Annotated in this window: 17 protein-coding genes; 12 read left to right on the top strand and 5 right to left on the bottom strand. The window is 56.8% G+C overall.

All coding sequences use genetic code 11. From position 1 onward, the window contains the following. Positions 1 to 106: 106 nt before the first annotated feature. The 6 genes from DAES_RS08320 to DAES_RS08345 are packed head-to-tail and all read left to right on the top strand — an operon-like array spanning position 107 to position 6,432. Positions 107 to 958: a mechanosensitive ion channel family protein gene (locus DAES_RS08320; protein WP_013514590.1), complete on the top strand. Its 852-nt coding sequence runs from the start codon at positions 107 to 109 to the stop codon at positions 956 to 958. After that, positions 955 to 1,893, top strand: a complete 939-nt coding sequence (locus tag DAES_RS08325) for a M48 family metallopeptidase (RefSeq protein WP_013514591.1) — start codon at positions 955 to 957, stop codon at positions 1,891 to 1,893. The genes DAES_RS08320 and DAES_RS08325 overlap by 4 nt, the downstream gene beginning before the upstream one ends. Continuing rightward, entirely contained in the window at positions 1,890 to 2,858 is a 969-nt protein-coding gene (locus DAES_RS08330) for a calcium/sodium antiporter (RefSeq protein WP_013514592.1), read from the top strand. The genes DAES_RS08325 and DAES_RS08330 overlap by 4 nt, the downstream gene beginning before the upstream one ends. Positions 2,859 to 2,869: 11 nt before the next feature. Beyond that, positions 2,870 to 3,937: a lysylphosphatidylglycerol synthase transmembrane domain-containing protein gene (locus DAES_RS08335; protein WP_236608389.1), complete on the top strand. Its 1,068-nt coding sequence runs from the start codon at positions 2,870 to 2,872 to the stop codon at positions 3,935 to 3,937. Further along, positions 3,930 to 6,212 carry a glycosyltransferase gene (locus DAES_RS08340; RefSeq protein WP_013514594.1) on the top strand — a complete coding sequence of 761 codons (2,283 nt, stop codon included), beginning with the start codon at positions 3,930 to 3,932 and terminating at the stop codon, positions 6,210 to 6,212. The genes DAES_RS08335 and DAES_RS08340 overlap by 8 nt, the downstream gene beginning before the upstream one ends. After that, positions 6,190 to 6,432 (top strand): TFIIB-type zinc ribbon-containing protein, encoded by a 243-nt coding sequence (locus DAES_RS08345; protein WP_236608390.1) that lies wholly within the window; start codon positions 6,190 to 6,192, stop codon positions 6,430 to 6,432. The genes DAES_RS08340 and DAES_RS08345 overlap by 23 nt, the downstream gene beginning before the upstream one ends. Positions 6,433 to 6,501: 69 nt before the next feature. Here DAES_RS08345 and DAES_RS08350 read toward each other — a convergent pair whose 3' ends face one another. Beyond that, positions 6,502 to 6,771, bottom strand: a complete 270-nt coding sequence (locus tag DAES_RS08350) for a hypothetical protein (protein ID WP_013514596.1) — start codon at positions 6,769 to 6,771, stop codon at positions 6,502 to 6,504. Between the two features lie 118 nt (positions 6,772 to 6,889). Here DAES_RS08350 and DAES_RS08355 point away from each other — a divergent pair, with 118 nt between their 5' ends. From DAES_RS08355 to DAES_RS08380, 6 genes are all read left to right on the top strand, one after another. After that, positions 6,890 to 7,474 carry a site-specific DNA-methyltransferase gene (locus DAES_RS08355; protein WP_049776391.1) on the top strand — a complete coding sequence of 195 codons (585 nt, stop codon included), beginning with the start codon at positions 6,890 to 6,892 and terminating at the stop codon, positions 7,472 to 7,474. 24 nt (positions 7,475 to 7,498) lie between these two features. Then, positions 7,499 to 8,149, top strand: coding sequence for an IS1595 family transposase (locus DAES_RS08360; RefSeq protein WP_013513076.1), 651 nt, complete (start codon positions 7,499 to 7,501; stop codon positions 8,147 to 8,149). A gap of 81 nt (positions 8,150 to 8,230) precedes the next feature. Beyond that, positions 8,231 to 9,133, top strand: coding sequence for a DNA methyltransferase (locus tag DAES_RS18030; RefSeq protein ID WP_083808642.1), 903 nt, complete (start codon positions 8,231 to 8,233; stop codon positions 9,131 to 9,133). Positions 9,134 to 9,145: 12 nt separating this feature from the next. Continuing rightward, positions 9,146 to 11,797 (top strand): DEAD/DEAH box helicase, encoded by a 2,652-nt coding sequence (locus DAES_RS08370; protein ID WP_013514597.1) that lies wholly within the window; start codon positions 9,146 to 9,148, stop codon positions 11,795 to 11,797. Between the two features lie 271 nt (positions 11,798 to 12,068). Continuing rightward, entirely contained in the window at positions 12,069 to 13,199 is a 1,131-nt protein-coding gene (locus DAES_RS08375) for an ABC transporter substrate-binding protein (RefSeq protein WP_013514598.1), read from the top strand. 34 nt (positions 13,200 to 13,233) lie between these two features. Beyond that, complete coding sequence (locus tag DAES_RS08380) at positions 13,234 to 15,813, top strand: ATP-binding protein (protein WP_157864826.1); 2,580 nt, start codon at positions 13,234 to 13,236, stop codon at positions 15,811 to 15,813. Positions 15,814 to 15,828: 15 nt separating this feature from the next. On the opposite strand, the gene DAES_RS08385 is transcribed toward DAES_RS08380, so the two are convergent. Genes DAES_RS08385 through DAES_RS08400 form a run of 4 tightly spaced genes read right to left on the bottom strand, consistent with a single transcriptional unit; the run spans position 15,829 to position 19,268 of the window. After that, positions 15,829 to 16,593 (bottom strand): OmpA family protein, encoded by a 765-nt coding sequence (locus tag DAES_RS08385; RefSeq protein ID WP_013514600.1) that lies wholly within the window; start codon positions 16,591 to 16,593, stop codon positions 15,829 to 15,831. A 12-nt stretch (positions 16,594 to 16,605) separates the two neighbouring features. After that, entirely contained in the window at positions 16,606 to 17,370 is a 765-nt protein-coding gene (locus DAES_RS08390; protein WP_013514601.1) for a flagellar motor protein MotB, read from the bottom strand. 20 nt (positions 17,371 to 17,390) lie between these two features. Further along, a complete protein-coding gene (locus DAES_RS08395) occupies positions 17,391 to 18,143 on the bottom strand; it encodes a motility protein A (protein ID WP_013514602.1) in 753 nt (250 codons plus the stop codon). A 3-nt stretch (positions 18,144 to 18,146) separates the two neighbouring features. Further along, positions 18,147 to 19,268, bottom strand: a complete 1,122-nt coding sequence (locus tag DAES_RS08400; protein WP_013514603.1) for a FapA family protein — start codon at positions 19,266 to 19,268, stop codon at positions 18,147 to 18,149. Positions 19,269 to 19,365 lie beyond the last annotated feature (97 nt).

Consider the following 19,365-nt stretch of genomic DNA (forward strand, 5'->3'; position numbering starts at 1 on the left):
CAGATGGGATCTTCAGCTCCATTTTTTCTGGGGATTGGAGCTCAATAGCAGTACTGGCTCCCGCCCGTCGGACAGTGCTGTATGAAAGGAAAGAGGAGGAGTGTAAATGAAAATGATAGTTGAGTTTTGGAATTCCCATTCGGAAAGCATTATCGGTATTGGCTATAAGGCCCTGTTGTGCGTCGCGATTCTTTTTGCCAGTACCCTTGTCGCCAAAGGTGTAAGGCGTTCGATTAATAAGGCAAATGACCGCTTTGAGAAGCTTGATGCCACTCTGGTGCCTATCCTGTGCGCTACGGCTACCTATGTGGTCTATATCATTGGCGGCGTGTTCATTCTTGATATTTTCGGGGTGAACACGACGAGCATCATCGCTTTACTGGGTGCTGCCGGCATTGCTGTCGGCCTGGCGCTCAAGGACACCTTAAGCAATATCGCGGCTGGAGTTATGTTGTTGTTTCTGCGACCATTCCGATCCGGTGATTTTGTCGAGATCGGTTCTGTCATGGGGTCCGTCAGAGAGATCAATCTTTTCACCACCATCCTGGAGACATTCGACGGCCTTTACATCTCCTCGCCGAACAGCGTGATCTGGGGGAACAGCGTCAAGAACTATACCCGTAATGGCAAGCGCCGCATGGATATCGTCATCGGCATCGCCTATTCCGATTCTATAGATACCGGCCTTGATGTGTTGAAAAGAATAGCGGTGGAAGAGCCGCGTTTTTTGCAGGACCCGGCTCCAGAGACGATGGTTGTCTCCTTGGCCGAAAGTTCCGTGAACCTCCAGCTCAGGGGATGGACAACCATTGGAGACTATTGGCAAACCTGCTGGGATTTGAACAAACGAGTCAAAGAGGAAATCGAGAAGGCGGGGCTGACCATTCCATTTCCGCAACGGAGCGTCCATGTCGTGGCAAATCCGGGGACAGCCGAGGCGGCGGAGGCTGGTGCATGATGCTCGCCTTTGCCAGTGATGCATGCAGCCTTGTCCAGCGGGTTTGGTACGAACGCCTTTTTTCTCTCCTGCTGATGGCCGGGTTGGCCACACTTCTCACAGGCTGCGAGAACACCGATATGCAGATGGCCACCGAGGCTGGAATTGATGCCTATAAAGCCATCACCCTTTCTGGGGAGCAGGTAGCGGAACTGGCTGGGAAGTCATCGGCCTTCATGGACAGCGAGCAGGCGATTGCTCCGGCCGACAATCACTATGCCAAACGGTTGCGGTCGTTGGTTGGCGATCTGCATGAGCAGGATGGCTACACCTTCAATTACAAGGTCTATTTGCGCGACGAGGTGAATGCCTTTGCGGTGGCGGACGGATCTATCCGGATCTTCAGCGGCCTGATGGATATGCTTGATGATGGCGAACTTCAATTTGTGATCGGCCACGAAATGGGGCACATCGTGAAACAGCACACCGCCAACCAATTGCGCCTTGCCTATGCCGCCAGCGCCCTGCGCAAGGGCCTGGCGGCGCAGGAGGGAGTGGTGGCGGATATTGCCCGCTCGCAATTGGGAGGCTTGGTCCAACGTTTGACGGCGGCGCAATTCTCGCAGCTTGAAGAGAAAGTGGCGGATGACTATGGCCTTTCCTTCCTCAATGCGCAAGGTTATCCACCCGAGGATGTGGTTTCGGCCTTGAACAAACTTGCCGGTCTGGGTAGTGGCCATTCCTTTCTTTCCAGCCATCCCGATCCGGCCTTGCGGGCCGAACGAATAAGCCTGCAGATTCAAGGCAAGGCCCTATCCATTGAAGAGACACAAAAAAACCTGCTGATAACCATTAAACAGAAGATGAACGAGTGGTACAACCATTTGCGGAAGATCGTCGCGGGGCTGATCAAGAGCCTTGCTGGACAGTCTGATATAAAAAGGGGGGCGGTATGACACTGCCCTTTTTCGCTGTTGTTTTTGGTTTGGCGCTTCTCGTCTGGAGCGCCGACCGTTTTGTGGAGGGATCGGCCTCCACCGCCCGCCATTTCGGGATGCCGCCGCTGTTGATCGGCATGGTGATCGTCGGGTTCGGCACCTCCGCGCCGGAGATGGTGGTGTCGGCGCTGGCCGCCTCGCAGGGTAACCCGGGCATCGCGCTGGGGAACGCCTACGGCTCGAACATCACCAACATCGCCCTGATCCTGGGGGTGACGGCCTTGATCAGTCCCATCGCCGTACATTCGCAGGTGCTGCGCAAGGAACTGCCAATCCTCACCGGCGTGACTGCCCTGGCGGCATGGCAACTCTGGGATGGCGAGATCACCCGGTTCGATGCTGTGGTATTGCTCTGTGTATTCGGCGGGTTGATGGCCTGGACCATCTGGCAGGGTATGCAGAAAAAAGCCGATGCGCTTGGGAGCGAGATGGAGCAGGAACTCGACGTCCGCGCCATGCCGATCCGCCGTGCGGTCTTCTGGCTGGTGGTGGGTCTGGTGTCGCTTATCGTGAGCTCCCGCATCCTGGTCTGGGGCGCGGTGGAGATCGCCCATGGATTCGGGGTCAGCGACCTGATTATCGGCCTGACCATCGTCGCGGTCGGCACCTCGCTGCCGGAGCTCGCCTCGTCGATTATCGCCACCCGCAAGGGGGAGCATGACATCGCCCTCGGTAATATCCTCGGCTCCAACCTGTTCAACACCCTGGCGGTGGTGGGTATCGCTGGCGCAATTCATCCCATGGCGGTCGGGCCGGAGGTCTTCAACCGCGACATACTGGTGATGGCCGTCCTGACCCTATCGCTGTTCGTTTTCGGCTACGGTTTTCGTGGGCCGGGACGTATCAATCGCATCGAGGGCGCGGTGCTGCTGGCCTGTTACATTGGTTACACAGCCTACCTGGTTACAACGGTACTGGCATGAAGCGTAGGTCGGTGAGCGTAAAAGGCCTGGAAACCTCGCGGCAGGATACAAAAAAGGCAGTTTCGGCTCGCTGGACTGCTTACGCCTTACTGTTTCTTGGGTTGAGCTGTGGCGTGCCTTTTTTTATTTATCGGCAGGTCGGCGCACAGTCATTTTCTATCAATCAGCACCTGTGGTCCTGGCCGGTTATTTCCGCACTCGTCCTGCTTCTGACGATTTATTTTGTCAGTGATGCACTGCGCCTGCACTTCATTCTCAAGGCGTCGGGGCACAACCTCGCCGCAGGAAACCTCGGCAAACTGACGTTCATCAATATTCTTTTTTCCAATATTACCCCCATGGCGACTGGCGGAGGTTTTGCCCAGGTTTGGTTTCTTTATCGACGTGGCGTTTCGATTGGCACGGCCACGGCGGCGACAACCATTCGAACGTTTATTGCGATGTTTCTGATTTTTCTCCCCATACCGTTCCTTGTCGCGGGAATGCCGTATTTCCGGGATGGCGGCATGATGACCAGTGTCGGCTGGATTTTGGCCAGTGTCGCCATCGGCTACCTCGCCTGTTTTCTCGTGTTGTTGTTTCGTCTACGCTGGCTGCTGCGGCTCTTCGACCTGGCCGCCAAAGGGCTGGTCTGGTTGCGCCTCACCAGCCATGAAAGAACGCGGCGTATCAAAGCTAAATTTCTCAGGGAAGCGGTACGATTCTCGCGCTGTTTGAAAATTTACGTTCGGGGGGACATGAAATACGTATTCCTCTCCGTTTTCTTTACCTTTATCTTCCTCCTTTCTTTGTTTTCGTTCCCCTCTGTACTGTTCTGGGGCGCGGGCTATCAGACGAATTACTTTACAACCACCGGCCTACTGGTGGTGTCGACCTGTATCATGTATTTCGCGCCGTCGCCTGGAGGTGCTGGATTTGCCGAGGGTGTTTTCGGATTGTTTTTCGCCTCGCTCATTCATGCGTCCGAACTGGTCGGCATCATACTGGTTTGGCGGTTTTTGACCATCTACCTCGGCATGCTTATTGGAATCCCCGTAACCTTGCATGAGCTGACCCGTTGGAGGATTGGCAATGGCTAGATTGTCATGGTGGCGGGCGCTCTTCTATCTGAACATGCTTATTCTGTTCCTGGTTATTTTCTATAAGATCTACCTCAATTTCTTTGAACAGGACTACGGTGCCGTCCATGCTGAACAGGTTGAGAGCGTCGAATCGATTCTGCATGGAGAAGAGACGTTCAGTTTCGCCGTTGTTGGAAACATCAATAACTCTGTGGGCATTTTTGAGCGAAAGATCATTCCCGAACTCAACCAGAGCGATGTAGCGTTTGTCGTTTCCGCCGGAAACGCGGTCAGCGGTGCGGGCGAAGATAAATACCGCGCACTGCACCGGACCATGGGTCATCTTGAAAAACCCTATCTCCTGACTTTTGGCGATAACGAGCACGGCACTTTTGGTGGGTTCCGATACTATGACCACTACGGGCCATATGTTTTCGCATTTTCAGCGGGGAACAGCAGATTTATCTTTCTCGACAGCTCCGGAAAAACCTCCTTTAAGTGGCAGGCCCGCTGGCTGGAGGAAGAGCTTGAAGTCGGTCCGAATCAGAATGTTTTCCTTTTCGTCGGGCATCCTCTTCTGCCGGTTGACAAAAAAGGCACATTCGATTTCGAAGATGATTATCTGTCAGATGAGGAATTCCGTAGTCTTCTCATGCCCATGTTTCGGGATTCCAGAATAAAAGCGGTCTTCTCGTCGAATTTGCCGCTCTTTTCAGTCCAGGAATACAACGGTACACCTTATGTTGTGACGGGTGGCGCAGGTGGATTTGTTCTCAACAATGATCGCAGTTTTTATCATTACGTGAAGGTCCAGGTCAGCCGGAGCCAGGTGGATATCGAACCTGTCAGGCTGAATATCGGACAGCACACGGTCTTTCGTACAGTTGAAAGCATCTGGTTTTTTATTCATTCGCTGTTCTATGTCGGTTATCTCAATTACCTGCTTATTGTTTGCTTTCTCATTGTCAGCGCTTACTGGCTATATTCACTCCTGTTGAAAGAACGGGATTACTATCCTGATTTCAATCAGCCATCCGAACCGAATCTTGATCGAGAGATCAAGATCGCCATGTTCACCAATAGCTATCTGCCCTTTATTGGCGGCGTTCCGATTTCGATCCATCGACTCTCTACAGTTCTCAAAAAACTGGGGCATAACGTCCTGATTCTGGCACCACAATACGAACAAAGCGTAGAGCCGCCGGTAGAACGTGATGTCTTCAGGCTTCCTTGTCTTTTTAGGCAAGCGGCCGACAAGGGGATCGTGGTGCCAAACATTTTCTCCTTGGCGGCAATCAGAAAAGTGCGCGAATTCGCGCCTGACGTGATTCATATCCATCATCCCTACTGGATGGGAACAGTAGGACTCTGGATGGCAAGGCGATTAATGATACCGGCGGTCTACACCTACCATACACGGCTGGAACATTTTTCTTACGCAGTCCCTTTGCCCAAAGCCCTGTTTCGTAATTTTCTTTCCCACGCGCTGGTGCGGCGGCTCGGCAACCGATGCAACGCCATCGTCGTTCCTACGGAAGCTTCTGAGCATTATCTTCGCATGATTGGCGTGAAGACTCCCGTGTTCGTCGTGCCTACAGGTATCGAAACCGACAAGTTTGCCAAACTGTCTGAACTGGAAGGAGCCCGATTGCGCGCTGAGCTTGGCATAGCAAACGATGAACTGGTGCTGTTGAGTGTTTCCAGATTGAGCGCCGAGAAAAACATAGACTTCATGCTCGAAGCGGTTTCCCGTCTGACAAAGCATTGTTCGCGGAAATTCAAGCTTGTTCTTATTGGTGAAGGCCCTGAGCGGGAACGTCTTTATAAGATGGCCGAGACTTTAGGTTTACAGGATACCGTGCTCTTTCCAGGCGCGGTTCCTCCCGAAACCATGCCAGCCTACTACAGCCTGGGCGATATCTTTGTTTTCGCGTCCACCTCGGAAACACAAGGGATGGTTATCCTTGAAGCGATGGCAAGCGCAATGCCCGTTGTGTCGATCAGGGCCAGCGGCATCGATGATTTTGTTGTTGACGGCATGACCGGATTTAAAACGATGCAGAATATCTCCGCCTGGACAGAAAAAGTACAGCTCCTGCTGGAAAATGACACGTTGCGACACGAGTTGTCCGGCCATGCGGCATCAATGGCAAGCAGGTTTGGAATAGACGAGTTTGGCAAAAAAATGATACGAGTTTATGCTCATGTTTTATTTAACAGAAAGGAGACGTGCAATGAAATGCCCGGTGTGCAAAGAAACCAATCTGGTAATGACGGAAAGACAGTCCATTGAAATCGATTATTGCCCTGAATGTCGCGGGGTATGGCTGGATCGTGGCGAGCTGGACAAGATCATCGAACGGTCGACGCAGGAGGCTGCACCGGTCCGGAAAGAACCCTATCAGGATCTTGGGCGCGACCAGCAGCGTTATGCCCAGGGGGACCGCCATCACGATTACAAACACAAGCACCACAAACGAAAGAATCTGCTCGGCGAACTGTTCGATTTCTGATTTGGGAACCGAACCGGCGTCCGAAAACCAGATTCGAAGTTGTTGCGGCTCAACGCCAGGTATCCGTTTTTACTGCAAACCCGTCACCCTCGTCCGGTGCCGGGAAATCAGGGGAGAAAATCGTTTCTCTGGTCGGGTTGGCGGGAAGTGGTTGTGCGAGATGATTTCGGCGTTTATTATCAAGTAGTTACGAGGAGCGTGGGCTTTGAGACTGTTTTGCGGTAGGTCGGCGTTCCCTCCACCACCCCCCATTCGCGCCGCGAAGCCCTGATCGACACCGTCGATCAGGGCTTTCTGCCTTGGGGGCGGGAAATCCTGCAATTGCCAATTCTCGCCCATGATTCCTCCTTCGTCTCTGCATTCCCCTCTAGTCAATCCATGCGGCTTTCTGTAGAGTTCAGGCCGTTGCCCGGCCTGGCCGGGCGGCCAATCCCCGCACTCAGGACCAAGGAAGCACATGCCCACCCTGCACTGGCTCACCCGCGAAACAGACCTCAAGCTCTCCGGCCTCGCGCCCTATCGGCTGCTGGAAGCTGTTGACGAACACTCCCACGGCGACCCAGCCACGGGCAACATACTCATTCAGGGCGACAATCTGGACGCCCTCAAAGCCCTGCTCCCCTATTATGCGGGCGCAGTGAAATGCATCTACATCGACCCGCCCTACAACACAAAGAGCGCTTTTGAGCATTATGACGACAACATGGAGCACACCAAGTGGTTGTCCGTCTTATATCCGCGCCTTGAGATTTTGCGAGAACTACTGACTGAGGACGGGGCTATTTGGGCATCTATTGACGATCATGAGGTGCACTATCTTAAGGTCATTATGGATGAGGTATTCGGTCGTGGCAACTTCCTTGCCAACTTTGTTTGGCAAAAGAGCTATGGAGGAGGTGCCAAGGCCCGTTGGTTTGTCGGTCTACACGAACATATACTCTGCTACGCAAAGTCTCTTGATAGATTACCAGACCTGTGGCTACCTCCAGATCCTGAAGCAGCGAAAAAATATTACAAATATAAAGGGGGCTGTACCAGATAACTCCTCTGGGTTATCAGTATGGCAATGCGAAAAAGTCGTTTGAGCAAGGACAAGCAGCTTCGTTTAATCGAACATTTTGTTGCCGGCACGACAGCTCGTTGTGCTGCTGATCTGGTTGGTGTGAACGTCAAAACAGCCGCCTATTACTTTCACCGGCTCCGGGAAATCATAGCGGAAGAAGAGTCCTGTGAAGGGATGGATTTTGGCGAATTTGAGGTCGATGAAAGCTACTTCGGTGGCAAGCGAAAGGGCAAAAGAGGACGTGGGGCGGCTGGTAAGGTTCCTGTTTTTGGAATCCTTAAAAGGGGTGGGAAGGTATATACACAGGTGATTCCTGATGCAAAAGGTAAAACCTTGCTTCCCATTATTCAGGAAAGAATCCAGCCAGACAGTGTGGTTTACTCGGACTGCTGGTATGGCTACAATGTCCTCGATGTGTCAGCATTCAAACACTTCCGAATCAACCACTCGAAGCTGTTTGCAGATAGCCACAACCACATCAATGGAATCGAGAATTTTTGGAACCAGGCCAAACGCCATATGAGGAAATTCAACGGCATTCCAACCAAGCATTTTTCTCTGTTTTTAAAGGAATGCGAGTGGCGTTTTAATAACAGCAATCCGCGAAGTCAGTTTAAACAGCTGAAACAGTGGGTTAGAAGGTATATGGGCTAGTTATCTGGCACAGCCCCATATAAAGATAGCAAGTTTGTTGCGAGGGGGTCATTTAGATTACAAGCACTTGCCACTACCAGCATGGATGAACGACAAAACCTACGTTATCCATTAATACTGGCAGATGGCCGCGAAATATGGCCAGAAAAGCAATGGCAATGGTCGCGAGAACGTGCAGAACGCGCATTGGCAAATGATGAACTTGTTATATCAGAAAAGAACGGTAAAGTGACAGTTTCCTACAAGCAATACTTGAGAGATGAAACGGGCGAAGAACGGCGCAGAAAGCCTACATCGATTATCAATGGGTTTTATACCCAACAGGGAACATCCGAAAGTGTAAAGCTTTTTGGGCAAGCATCAAAATTTCAGTTCCCAAAGCCTGAAGGATTGATTCATTCAATATTTGAATGTTGCACCAACCCAGGCGACCTCGTCCTAGACTCCTTCCTCGGCTCCGGCACAACCGCTGCCGTGGCCCATAAAATGGGCCGCCGCTACATCGGCATTGAAATGGGCGAACACGCGGTGACGCACTGCGCGCCGCGCCTGCGCAAGGTCATTGACGGCGAACAGGGCGGCATCTCCAAGGCCGTGAACTGGCAGGGCGGCGGCGGATTCCGCTTCTATCGCCTGGGCGAGCCCATTTTCAATGATGACGGCAGCATCCGCCAGGGCATCACTTTCGCCCAGCTTGGGGCGCACGTCTGGTTCTCCGAGACCAAGACCCCGTTGACCAACGCCCCGGATTCCCCGCTCCTGGGCATCCGCGAGGGCACGGCCTATTACCTGCTCTACAACGGCATTCTGAAAGACAAGAGCGTGGGCGGCGGCAACGTGCTTACGGCCAGAATCCTGGAAGGCCTGCCCGCGCACGACGGCCCCAAGGTCATCTATGGGGAACGCTGCCTTTTCGGCGAAAGCCGCCTCAAGGAAAAGCGGATCACGTTCAAGCACACCCCCTATGACATCAAGGGCCGCTAAAGGAGCTCACGCATGTTCACCCTGAAGGAATACCAGAAGCGCACCCTTGCGGCTTTGGAGACATACCTCGCCTCTGCCCGCGTCATCGGCCCCAAGGAAGCCTTTGAACGCTTCGTGAAGACCAGCCCGACAGACACGCGCCCGCAGAGCTACGCGCACCGCTGGGGGCTCACGGATGTGCCCTATGTGTGCCTGCGCCTGCCCACGGGCGGCGGCAAGACGCTCCTGGCCTCCCATTGCGTGGAAATAGCGGGCCGCACCTTCATGGAGCGGGACTTCCCGCTGGTGCTTTGGCTGGTGCCCACCAACATGATACGCCAGCAGACAGTCGAGGCCCTGAAAAAACGCTCGCACCCCTACCGCGAAGCCCTGGATTCCATCTACGGCCAGGATCGCGTGGAAGTGTTCGACATTGGCGACATCGTCAATATCCGGCCCAAGGATTTTTCCGACAAGGTCTGCGTCATCATCGCCACCATGCAAACCCTGCGCGTTGCCGAGAGCAACAAGGAGGTCCGCAAGGTCTACGGCCACAATGAGAATTTCGAGCCGCACTTTGCGGGCCTGCCCAATGTCGCGCCCGGCCTGGACCGGGACGAACACGGCCAGGTGCTTTACTCCTTCGTAAACATACTGCATCAACTCAGACCCCTGGTCATCGTTGACGAGGCGCACAAGGCCGTGTCCGGCCTCACGGGTGAAATGATGCAGCGCATCAACCCTGCCTGCGTCATTGAGCTGACCGCCACACCCGTGGAAAGCAACGTGCTCTTCCGCGTGTACGCCTCGGAACTCAAGGCCGAAGAAATGGTCAAGCTGCCCTTCATGCTCACGGAGCATGACAATTGGGAACAGGCGATCAACGGCGCGGTGCAGACCCGGCGCAAGCTGGCTGAACTGGCCCCAGGCGATAGGGAGAACTACATCCGGCCCATTGTCCTTATCCAGGCCGAAAAGATCAACCAGCCCCACACCGTTGACGCGGTCAGGAAACACCTCATGGAGAATGAGGGCGTGGCGGAATCGGAAATCGCCGTTGCCACGGGCGAACAGCGCGAACTGGACGGCATCAACCTGTTCGACAAGACGTGTCCGGTCAATTTCGTCATCACCATCGAAGCCCTGAAAGAGGGCTGGGATTGCTCCTTTGCCTATGTATTTTGTTCCGTGGCCAATATCCGGTCGGCAACGGACGTGGAACAGCTCCTGGGGCGCGTCATGCGGATGCCCTATGCCAAGCGGCGGGCCATACCGGAGCTGAACAACGCCTATGCCCACGTCATTTCCTCTTCCTTTGCCGAAGCGGCCCAAGGCATGCACGCACGGCTCATGAACATGGGCTTCCACGAGGACGAGGCCGCAGCCAACCTGCAACAGGTGCAGCTCGTCTTGCCAGAGGTGGACCTTTCCGCCATGCCCCTTTTCAAGACCACCGGGGCAACGCCATCCGAGCCGCCGCCAATGACCATCACGCTGCCCAAGGCCCCGAACCTGGAAACCCTCCATGAGGATGTCCGGGAGTATGTGTCCGTGACCCCCAATGCCGATGGCACGGTGCAGGTGGCGTGCACGGGCATGGTCCCGACCGAACTGGAGACGGCGCTCATTGCCGCCAACCCGAAGAAGGAAGACGACATCCGCAGCACCGTGGCCTTGCACCGGGCGCGGGTGCGCGCCGCGCAGCCCCCCACGGCGTCGCAACAGGGCAAACGGTTTGACGTGCCCCGGCTCATGGTGGAGGTATGGGGCTCCCTGGAACTCCCCGAACAGGAGACCATTCTCCTTGCCACGGAGTGGACCCCGCTCAAGCACACCGTGCGCATGGAGCCGGGCGAATTCGACTATGACGAAACTGCCCGCACCTTCCGCTTTGACCTGGACGGGGAGCAGATGCGCTACGAACTGGAGAATGCCCAGGTGCAATTCTCCCTGCTGGCCTCGGCCTCGGAGTGGAACAACCTGGAGCTTGTTCGCTGGCTGGACCGTCAGTGCCGCCGCCCGGATGTGCGGCAGGCCGACATGCTGGAGTTCTGCCGTCGTTGCGTTGCTTCGCTCCTGGAACGCAGCGCTGTTGCGCTGCCCACGCTCTGCCGTGCGAAGTATGCCCTAGCGGCAGCCTTGAAGGACAAGCTTTCACGCCTGCGTGAACAAGGGCTGAAGGACGGCTATCAGCTTCTGCTCTTTGCGCCCCAGGCCAAGGTGGAGACGAGCTTCAGCAATGCCCTGGCCTTCCCCGCTTCCGGTTATGCGGAAAGCATCCAAGCCTATACGGGAGTCTACCGCTTCAAAAATCACTTTTACCCGCTGGTCCGCGACCTGAAATCAAAGGGCGAGGAATTCGAATGCGCCTTGGCCCTGGACGCAAACCCGCAAGTGGAATGGTGGGTGCGCAATGTGGACCGGCAGCAGGGTTCTTTCTGGCTGCCGCTCTCGAACGCTAGGTTCTACCCGGATTTTGTGGCCAAACTGTCGGACGGACGCACGCTGGCGGTGGAGTACAAGGGCCAGCACCTCGTCAGTGGCGATGACTCCAAGGAAAAGGAGAACATCGGCGCGTTGTGGGAAGCTAAAGGCAACGGCAAGGCCCTTTTCCTCATGGCCGTGAAGGTCGATGACCAGGGGCGGGATGTGCAGCGGCAGATTCAGGGGAAGATTACTGGATAGCGAATTGCTGGTGGGAACCTATTGGGGGCAAACGATATTTTTTGCATCCCCCCCATTCGCGTCACGAAGCCCTGATCGACACCGTCGATCAGGGCTTTCTGCCTTGGGGGCGGGAGAACGCCAGCTTTGTTCACACGGAGGATCTCCGTCCGAAGCCTTCTGCTGACCTTGATATTTTCTTCTCGTTATAATTGCCCTCTTTTCCATATTGAACTAGATTCGTTGCATGATCACACTCAGCCGTCATGTGTGGAAAGCGTTGCCGGAAGCCATGGTCAGAGGCTCTGTTCCTGGTGCCCTGCTCACAGCCCTGTGCCTCATCCTGTTCGCCTTGCCGGGCTGTGGCGACAGTTCGCCCATCCTGGTGGGGTTTTCGGGACAGCTCACAGGCAAGGTGTCGGACATGGGCGTGGGGGGCAGAAACGGCGCCCTGCTGGCCGTGGAGCACATCAACAAGGCCGGGGGCGTCAATGGCCGCCCGCTCAAGCTCGTTGCCGAAGACGACGGCAACACGGCAGAGGGCGCCCTGGCCGCTGACACGGCGCTGATCGACGCGGGCGTGGTCGCCATCATCGGCCACATGACCAGCTCGCAATCCATGGCCGCCCTGCCCTATGTCAACGAAAGCGGGATCATCCTCATCTCGCCGACCACCTCCACCCCGCTGCTGACAGGAATCAAGGACAACTTCACCCGCGTCATGGTCGAGAATCCTGTCCAGAGCCGGGCGCTGGCCACATACGCCCGGACCATCCTGGACATCAGAACAATTGCCAGTATCATGGAAACAGACAACCTGAGCTACTCCATGACCTTTGAGGAGACCTTCACCTCGGTCTTCGAGCAGTTGGGTGGCACCTTCCTGTCGAGCTTTGCCTATTCCGCCTCCGGGGCCACCAACTGGACCGCGATCATGGCAGAGTTGCAGCGGTTGAATCCCGACGCCATCCTGCTGACCTGCCCGGCCCAGGATTTCGTCACCCTCGCCCAGAATATCCGCTCTTCCGGGATCACGGCACGCCTGTTTTCCGGGGCCTGGGCCTATACGGACAAGCTCCTGCTCTGGGGCGGCAGGGACATCGAGGGGAGCATCTTTGTCATCGACTTTGCCTCGGACAATCCAAGCCCGGCCTTCACAAGCTTCATAAAGGCATACGAGACGCGTTTCGGCAGCAGCCCGAATTTCGCTTCCGCCTTTGCCTACGAGAGCGTCCTGGCCCTGGCCAACGGGCTGAAAAAAACAGATGGTTCGTCCGAAGGACTCCTCGCTGCCATGACTTCGGGCGAGAGAATCCAGGGGGTCACAGGCTCCTTCAGCCTTGATGAGTATGGCGATGTGACCCGCGAAGTGTTCATCGTGACTGTGCGCGACGGCAGCTTCAGAACAGTCGGGATCAGGTAGGGCCGGCTCCATGCGACCAGATGCGACACCCACCATGCCGACACTCTCCCTGAACAATCTGCTCCAGCGGAACCTGATGCGGTGGGTGCTTGTTCCAAGCCTCTTTTTCATCCTGCTGCTGGGCGGATATATCGCCTATGAGAAAACCCGTGATTTCGAACTGCGAAACACGATCCTGGCCCAGTCCTTGAGCAAGCAGATCACCACCCACGTCACGGACGCCGAGGCCGCCATTGGCAACCTCGCAACGGCCCTGGAGCGCTACGACCCCTTCTGGTATACGACGGCGCTTGCCAATTTCCTCAGGTCCTATCCGCATGTGGAGGGGCTTGCCTATCTTGATCCCCAGGGCCGCGTTCTCAGCTCCTCGCCAGCCGGGAGCGACTTGCTGACCATGCAGCTGTTCCTTGAACGGGTCACTGAAATCCCGGCGATCATCTCCAACCCCATCAGATCCCCGACCAGTCACAATGTCGTGGTCTACATAGGCTTGCGGACGCCAAGCGGCAATGTGCTGGTCGGCGAACTGAGCATGAGCGCGTTCCAGCGCCACATCGAGGAGTTGCTTCCGCCCAGCGGGGGCCGCGTCATTCTCAGCGACAGATACGGCAACCTCGTCTCCCACCCCGATCTCCACAGGGTCGCCATCCAGGACAACATCGGAAACCTCGACATCCTGCACAGCGTGGGCAACAGCGGAAGCAACACGGCCCTCTTTGGCGACGACGGCACATACTACATCGGCACGGTCTCGCGCATCCCCCGGCTCGACTGGATCATCCTCATAGCCAAACCGGCCAGCGAGGTGTTCCTGCCCATCATCACCCCGATCATCATTCTCCTGAGCCTGATTCTGCTCGCCTTCTTCCTGTTCGTGAACATGCTCAAATACCGGTTGCGCGAGACCATCATCAGCCCCTTTGCCGCTTTCACGGAATTCATCGAACAGACTGCGCGAGGAAATTACCACCATCAACGGTCAAACAAGCAGACTTTCGCCGAACTGGCCATCATCGAGCACAAATTCGACGAAATGGTCATGCAGATGACCCAGCGCGAGAGCCAGATCAAGGAGAGCGAGGAGCGGTTTAGACAACTCGTCGAGAGCATTCACGAATTCTACTGGATCAGCGAACTGGCGAACGGCAGGATCATCTACGCCAGCCCCTCCTACGAAGCCATCTGGGGCCGCTCACGCCAGTCGCTCCACGACAACCCGGAGACATTCTTCCTGGCCATCAAGCCCGAAGACCGGCTGTCTGTCATCGAGGCATTCTCGGCACTCAGGGTCGAAGGAATCGAGGTCGACGAGGAATTCCGGATCACCCTGCCCGACGGCGGCGAGCGCTGGATCCGCGCCCAGGCATTTCCGGTCCGCGACGAACGCGGCGGCAGTGTCCGCCAGGCCGGAGTGGCCGAAGACATCACCGAGCGCAAGGCCACCCAGCAGGCGCTCATGGAGGCCAAGCATTCCGCAGAGGCGGCCAACCAGAGCAAGACGGAATTTCTCACCAACATCAGCCACGAGCTGCGTACGCCGCTCAACGGCATCCTGGGCATGCTCCAACTGACCCGCGAGACGCGGCTCAAGCCCGAACAGGCGGAATACATCGACACGGCCATCAGTTCGAGCAAGGTGCTGCTCAACGTCATCAACGACATCCTCAACATCGCCCAGATCGAGGCGGGCAGGCTCACTCTCCTCGACGCCCCTTTTTCGACAAACGAAGTGCTGGAGACCATCTACCGTTTCTTCAGGCACTCGACAGAGGCCAAGGGGGTCGAATTGACCATGGATATGGAGCCCGGGTTTCCGAAAACCCTTGTCGGCGACGAGGTGCGCATTCGCCAGATCCTGTTCAACCTGTTGGGAAACTCAGTCAAATTCACCGACCAGGGGCATATCAGCGTGCATGCAAGCATCCTCCCTGTCACCCCCCGGCCCGGCAGGGTCACGGTCCTGCTTGTCATCAAAGATACGGGAATTGGCATCCCGTCGGATAAAATAGACTACGTCTTCGAATCGTTCACCCAGGTGGACGGCACTTACACCCGCCAGTACCAAGGCACCGGCCTGGGCCTTGGCATCGTCCGCAGCCTTGTGTGGTCCATGAACGGCACCATAGCCGTGGACAGCGAGACGGGCATGGGCACAACCATCTACGTGACCCTCCAGCTCAGCCTGCCCAAGGGCGACGACCAGGTCGACGAGCCGCCCCGGCCCGTGCTCCGCGAGCGCACCGGGCTGGCCATCCTGGTGGTCGAGGACGACCGGGTCAATCAGCTGGCCATCAGCCGCATGCTGGAGAAGATGGGCCACTTCCCCACCTGCACACCCAATGGCGAAAAGGCCCTTGAAATGCTCAAGGGAAGCATCTTCGACTGTGTTTTCATGGATATACAGATGCCAGTGATGGACGGAATGGAAGCCACCAGGATGATCCGCACCGCGCCGTCCCTGGCCGGGGTCGCGTCCATCCCCATCATCGCCCTGACGGCCCATGCCATGCCTGCCGACAGGGAGGCCTTCCTCAAGGCGGGCATGAACGACTACGTGGCCAAACCCGTGTCCTTCGAGCAGCTTGCCGAGGTCTTGTCCCGCATCATCGCCTGACCGGCGACCGGCACACTACCATTTGGAGCGGCCCACGGGCATGTAGAAGAATTCGACCCGCCTGTTGATCTGCCTGTTTTCCTCGGATGTGCTCGGCACGATGGGTTTTGCCCCGGCATAGCCCACGGCCTTCATGCGGTTGGCCGAGATGTCCGAGTGGGTCAGGATGTAGCGCAGACAGGTGGCCGCACGGGCCGCTGAAAGCTCCCAGTTGGATGTGTAGAGGTCCGACTCCGGGGTTTCACTGTCCGTGTGTCCGTTGATGACCAGGTTGAAATTCTTGTTTTCCATCCCGGCAATGACCACCTCAAGCGCCGGTTTCGCCTGGGGCGACAGTTCGGCTGATCCCCTCTGGAACATGGCGCTGTTGTTGAAGCGGAGCATCACGCCCGACTTGTCGCTGCTCACGCGGGCCATGCTGGTCAGATCCCTGGCCCGGATGAAATCCTTGAGGCGCGCGCCGACCTCGACGATCTCGCGGTTCTCGCGCACGCTCTGCCGCTCCTTGAAGGACGAATCGGCAAAGGGGTTGGAGAGGGCTCCACTGTCCTCGTACTGGACGCCCAGAGCCTCCTGGATGGACCCCATCAGCAGCCGGAAGTTGGTGATGTCGGTATTGGTGAACGACAGGAGCAGCACGAAAAAGCACAGCAGGAGTGTCACCATGTCGGCGAAGGTCGCCATCCACGCCGGGATGCCCGGGTCCGGCTTCGGCTGCGAGGGCTTGACACCGGCCTGAAGCTCGGGCTGCGGCTTGGATTCGGATTTCTTGTCGGCCATGGTTTCTACCGGCTACCACGCATCGCGCTGGGGCATGTGCAGGTAGAATTCGACGCGCTGGTTTTTGAGGCGGTTTTCGTCTGAATCATTGGGCGCAGCTGGCCGGGTGTCGGCATAGCCCACGGCCTTGGCCCGGCTGATCCCGATGCCGCTCTCGCGCAGGATGTAATCGAGGGCCACGGCGGCCCTGGCCGACGACAATTCCCAGTTGGACGGAAACTTGAGCGTGGATATGGGCCGGTCATCAGTATGGCCGCGCACCACCAGGCTGAGATTGTAGTCCTTGAGCACCGTGACGACCTTGTCCAGCACCGTGTCCGCATCGGCGGCCAGATCAGCCGTGCCGGGCGCGAACAGCATGGCGGAATCGGCGCTGAAGATCACGCCGTCCCGATCCGCCGCAACGCCGGTTCCTTCCTTGAGCTTGATATCCTCGTCTTCCATCAGCGACTTGATGCGCATGACCACTCCGAGCAGCAGCCGCTCGTCCGTGGAAATCTTCGCCATGAGCTCCTTGGAAGACTGACTGGTGTTGAACGGGGCCATGTCGTCAGACACGGTCCGCAGCTCTCTAACGCCAAAGGCCCCCTTGAGCGAGCCCAGGGCATCGCGGTACTTCTCCTCGCTCTGCTCGGCAAAGGACAGGAGCAGCACGAAAAAGCACAGCAAAAGCGTCATCATGTCGGCAAATGTCGCCATCCAAGGCGGGAGTCCCTCGTCGCGGGGCGGCTCCCGCAGGGGTTTTCTCTGGACGACTTCTTCCGCTTTCCTGGCCATGATTCACCGGACCAAAAACCCTAGGCCTGCTCGCGCATGGCTGGCGCAAGGAACGCCTGGAGCTTTTCCTTGACCACTGTGGGGTGGTCGCCGCGTTGCAGCGAAGCCACACCCTCGATCATGATCTGCATGAACAGGGCGTCCTCGGCCGAGCGCTCCTCCAGCTTCGTGGCCATGGGGAGAAAGACGCAGTTGGCCAGGACCGCCCCGTAGAACGTGGTCAGCAGGGCAACGGCCATGGCCGGGCCGATGGAGGACGGGTCCGAGAGATTGGAGAGCATGTTCACCAGACCGATCAGGGTGCCGATCATGCCAAAGGCGGGAGCCATCGTCCCCATGCCCTTGAAGACCGACTGCCCCTGCCTGTGCCGCTGCCGCATGAAATCAAGCTCGATCTCCATGACCGACCGGACCAGGGTCTCGCTCGACCCATCCACCACCAGCATGACCCCTTTCTTGAGAAACGGATCATCAATGGCGACCTTCTCCAGGGAGACGAGGCTCTGCTTGCGGGCTGTGTCGGCCAGCGAGGTGATGAGTCGGATGATGTTCTGGGGATCGTTGGATTTGATCATCAATGTCTTGAGCCCCACCTTGATGGTCCCGATGACCACGCCCAGCGGAAACATGACAAAGGTGACGGCAAAAGTGCCGCCGACGACGATGGCAATGGAGGGGATGTCCACAAAGCCTGCGGCGTTTCCGCCCATGAAGATGGCCGCAAAAACCAGTCCAAAGGCCCCGACAAGCCCGATTAAAGTTGCTATATCCATATTTTATCTTCTAAGCTTATGGACCGATGTGCCGATTTTGACTTCATCGTTCTCATGGTAAAAATAGACGTCCTCAAGATAATCATCCACCTTCAAAAATGCGGAACCGATACTTATCTCCACACCGGGTTTGACCAGGCCGGGCACCAGCACCTTGCATTGGTCCACCTGCTCGGTGCCCCGGATGCCTTCCCACAGCTTGACCTTGAGCAGCTTGAGCAGGTCTAGCTCGCGCCGGGCGGACTCAAGCTTTTCGGCATATTCGCGCTTATGGTCCCGGCCCTTGCCCAGCGCCTTCTCAAGGATCGTGATGTCGGTGTGCAGTCTGTCGATCCGGGTCTCGTACTCGACATCGGTGAAAAGCAGGGCCGGATCATACCCCACCACCAGCGCGGTGTCCGTGTCCAGGCCGCCGCCGAGCTGCTCGCCGACATAGATATACTCGTGACAATAAATGGTGCCGCCGGTCAGCCTGCCGCCAACAGCCAGCTTGCGTCCGGCGTACACGTTGCTGTGCATCAGCGCCCCCTTGATCAGGATGTCCTCCCTGGCTTTGAGGGTGCCGTATTCGCAAAAGGCGAGTTTCATGCTCCTGCCAGCTTCGAGAAACGCGGTCTTGGCTCCCTTGACGCCGCCCCGGCAGTTCAGATCGCGCAGGGCCTCGATGCGCGTCCCCTCGATCTGCCCCTGGATGGTGATATCGCGCCCCCGGATGGCGAACCCCCCTCGCGCGGAGCCGCCGATGATCACGTTGCCGACGAAATTGATGTTGCCGGTATGGAAATCCACCTCAGACGGCAGGGTCAGGGTGTCGTTGACCACGATCCGACCATCCTGATAGCAGACATAGCCGCTCACCGCAGCGTAGAGATTGTCGGGGTCCCTGCGCTTGATGCCGGTCCCTTTCCCGGCTGGGAACATCTTGTCCTGGTGGAGGAACCGGGGATCGGCGCTGCGGGCCGCCTCGTCGCTCAGCTCCTCCCACTGGGCGATCACGGCCCCGGCCTCGACATTATGAACAAAATTCAATTCATAATGATCGACGCTCCCGTCTTCCTGGTGCTCGGGCCGAAGGCTTTGCTGATCCACGTCGGGGTCAAAATGGTGTTTGAGGAAAAAAGGCATTTCAACCCTGCGCAATAATGGTGAGTGATGCGGACATGACGCGGACGAACTGCGCTCGGCAAATTGAATTTGATACTTATTTTGCAGTCATATAATC

Source organism: Pseudodesulfovibrio aespoeensis Aspo-2 (genome assembly GCF_000176915.2).
GTDB classification, from domain to species: Bacteria; Desulfobacterota; Desulfovibrionia; order Desulfovibrionales; family Desulfovibrionaceae; genus Pseudodesulfovibrio; species Pseudodesulfovibrio aespoeensis.

What these genes read in the sequence shown, in the direction of transcription:
- DAES_RS08330 (WP_013514592.1), top strand. Translation starts at nt 1,890, where the DNA reads ATGACACTGCCCTTTTTCGCTGTTGTTTTTGGTTTGGCGCTTCTCGTC.
- DAES_RS08375 (WP_013514598.1), top strand. Translation starts at nt 12,069, where the DNA reads ATGGTCAGAGGCTCTGTTCCTGGTGCCCTGCTCACAGCCCTGTGCCTC.
- DAES_RS08320 (WP_013514590.1), top strand. Translation starts at nt 107, where the DNA reads ATGAAAATGATAGTTGAGTTTTGGAATTCCCATTCGGAAAGCATTATC.
- DAES_RS08370 (WP_013514597.1), top strand. Translation starts at nt 9,146, where the DNA reads ATGTTCACCCTGAAGGAATACCAGAAGCGCACCCTTGCGGCTTTGGAG.
- DAES_RS08350 (WP_013514596.1), bottom strand. Translation starts at nt 6,771, where the DNA reads ATGGGCGAGAATTGGCAATTGCAGGATTTCCCGCCCCCAAGGCAGAAA.
- DAES_RS08345 (WP_236608390.1), top strand. Translation starts at nt 6,190, where the DNA reads ATGACGGAAAGACAGTCCATTGAAATCGATTATTGCCCTGAATGTCGC.
- DAES_RS08360 (WP_013513076.1), top strand. Translation starts at nt 7,499, where the DNA reads ATGCGAAAAAGTCGTTTGAGCAAGGACAAGCAGCTTCGTTTAATCGAA.
- DAES_RS18030 (WP_083808642.1), top strand. Translation starts at nt 8,231, where the DNA reads ATGGATGAACGACAAAACCTACGTTATCCATTAATACTGGCAGATGGC.
- DAES_RS08380 (WP_157864826.1), top strand. Translation starts at nt 13,234, where the DNA reads ATGCCGACACTCTCCCTGAACAATCTGCTCCAGCGGAACCTGATGCGG.
- DAES_RS08400 (WP_013514603.1), bottom strand. Translation starts at nt 19,268, where the DNA reads ATGCCTTTTTTCCTCAAACACCATTTTGACCCCGACGTGGATCAGCAA.
- DAES_RS08385 (WP_013514600.1), bottom strand. Translation starts at nt 16,593, where the DNA reads ATGGCCGACAAGAAATCCGAATCCAAGCCGCAGCCCGAGCTTCAGGCC.
- DAES_RS08340 (WP_013514594.1), top strand. Translation starts at nt 3,930, where the DNA reads ATGGCTAGATTGTCATGGTGGCGGGCGCTCTTCTATCTGAACATGCTT.
- DAES_RS08325 (WP_013514591.1), top strand. Translation starts at nt 955, where the DNA reads ATGATGCTCGCCTTTGCCAGTGATGCATGCAGCCTTGTCCAGCGGGTT.
- DAES_RS08395 (WP_013514602.1), bottom strand. Translation starts at nt 18,143, where the DNA reads ATGGATATAGCAACTTTAATCGGGCTTGTCGGGGCCTTTGGACTGGTT.
- DAES_RS08390 (WP_013514601.1), bottom strand. Translation starts at nt 17,370, where the DNA reads ATGGCCAGGAAAGCGGAAGAAGTCGTCCAGAGAAAACCCCTGCGGGAG.
- DAES_RS08355 (WP_049776391.1), top strand. Translation starts at nt 6,890, where the DNA reads ATGCCCACCCTGCACTGGCTCACCCGCGAAACAGACCTCAAGCTCTCC.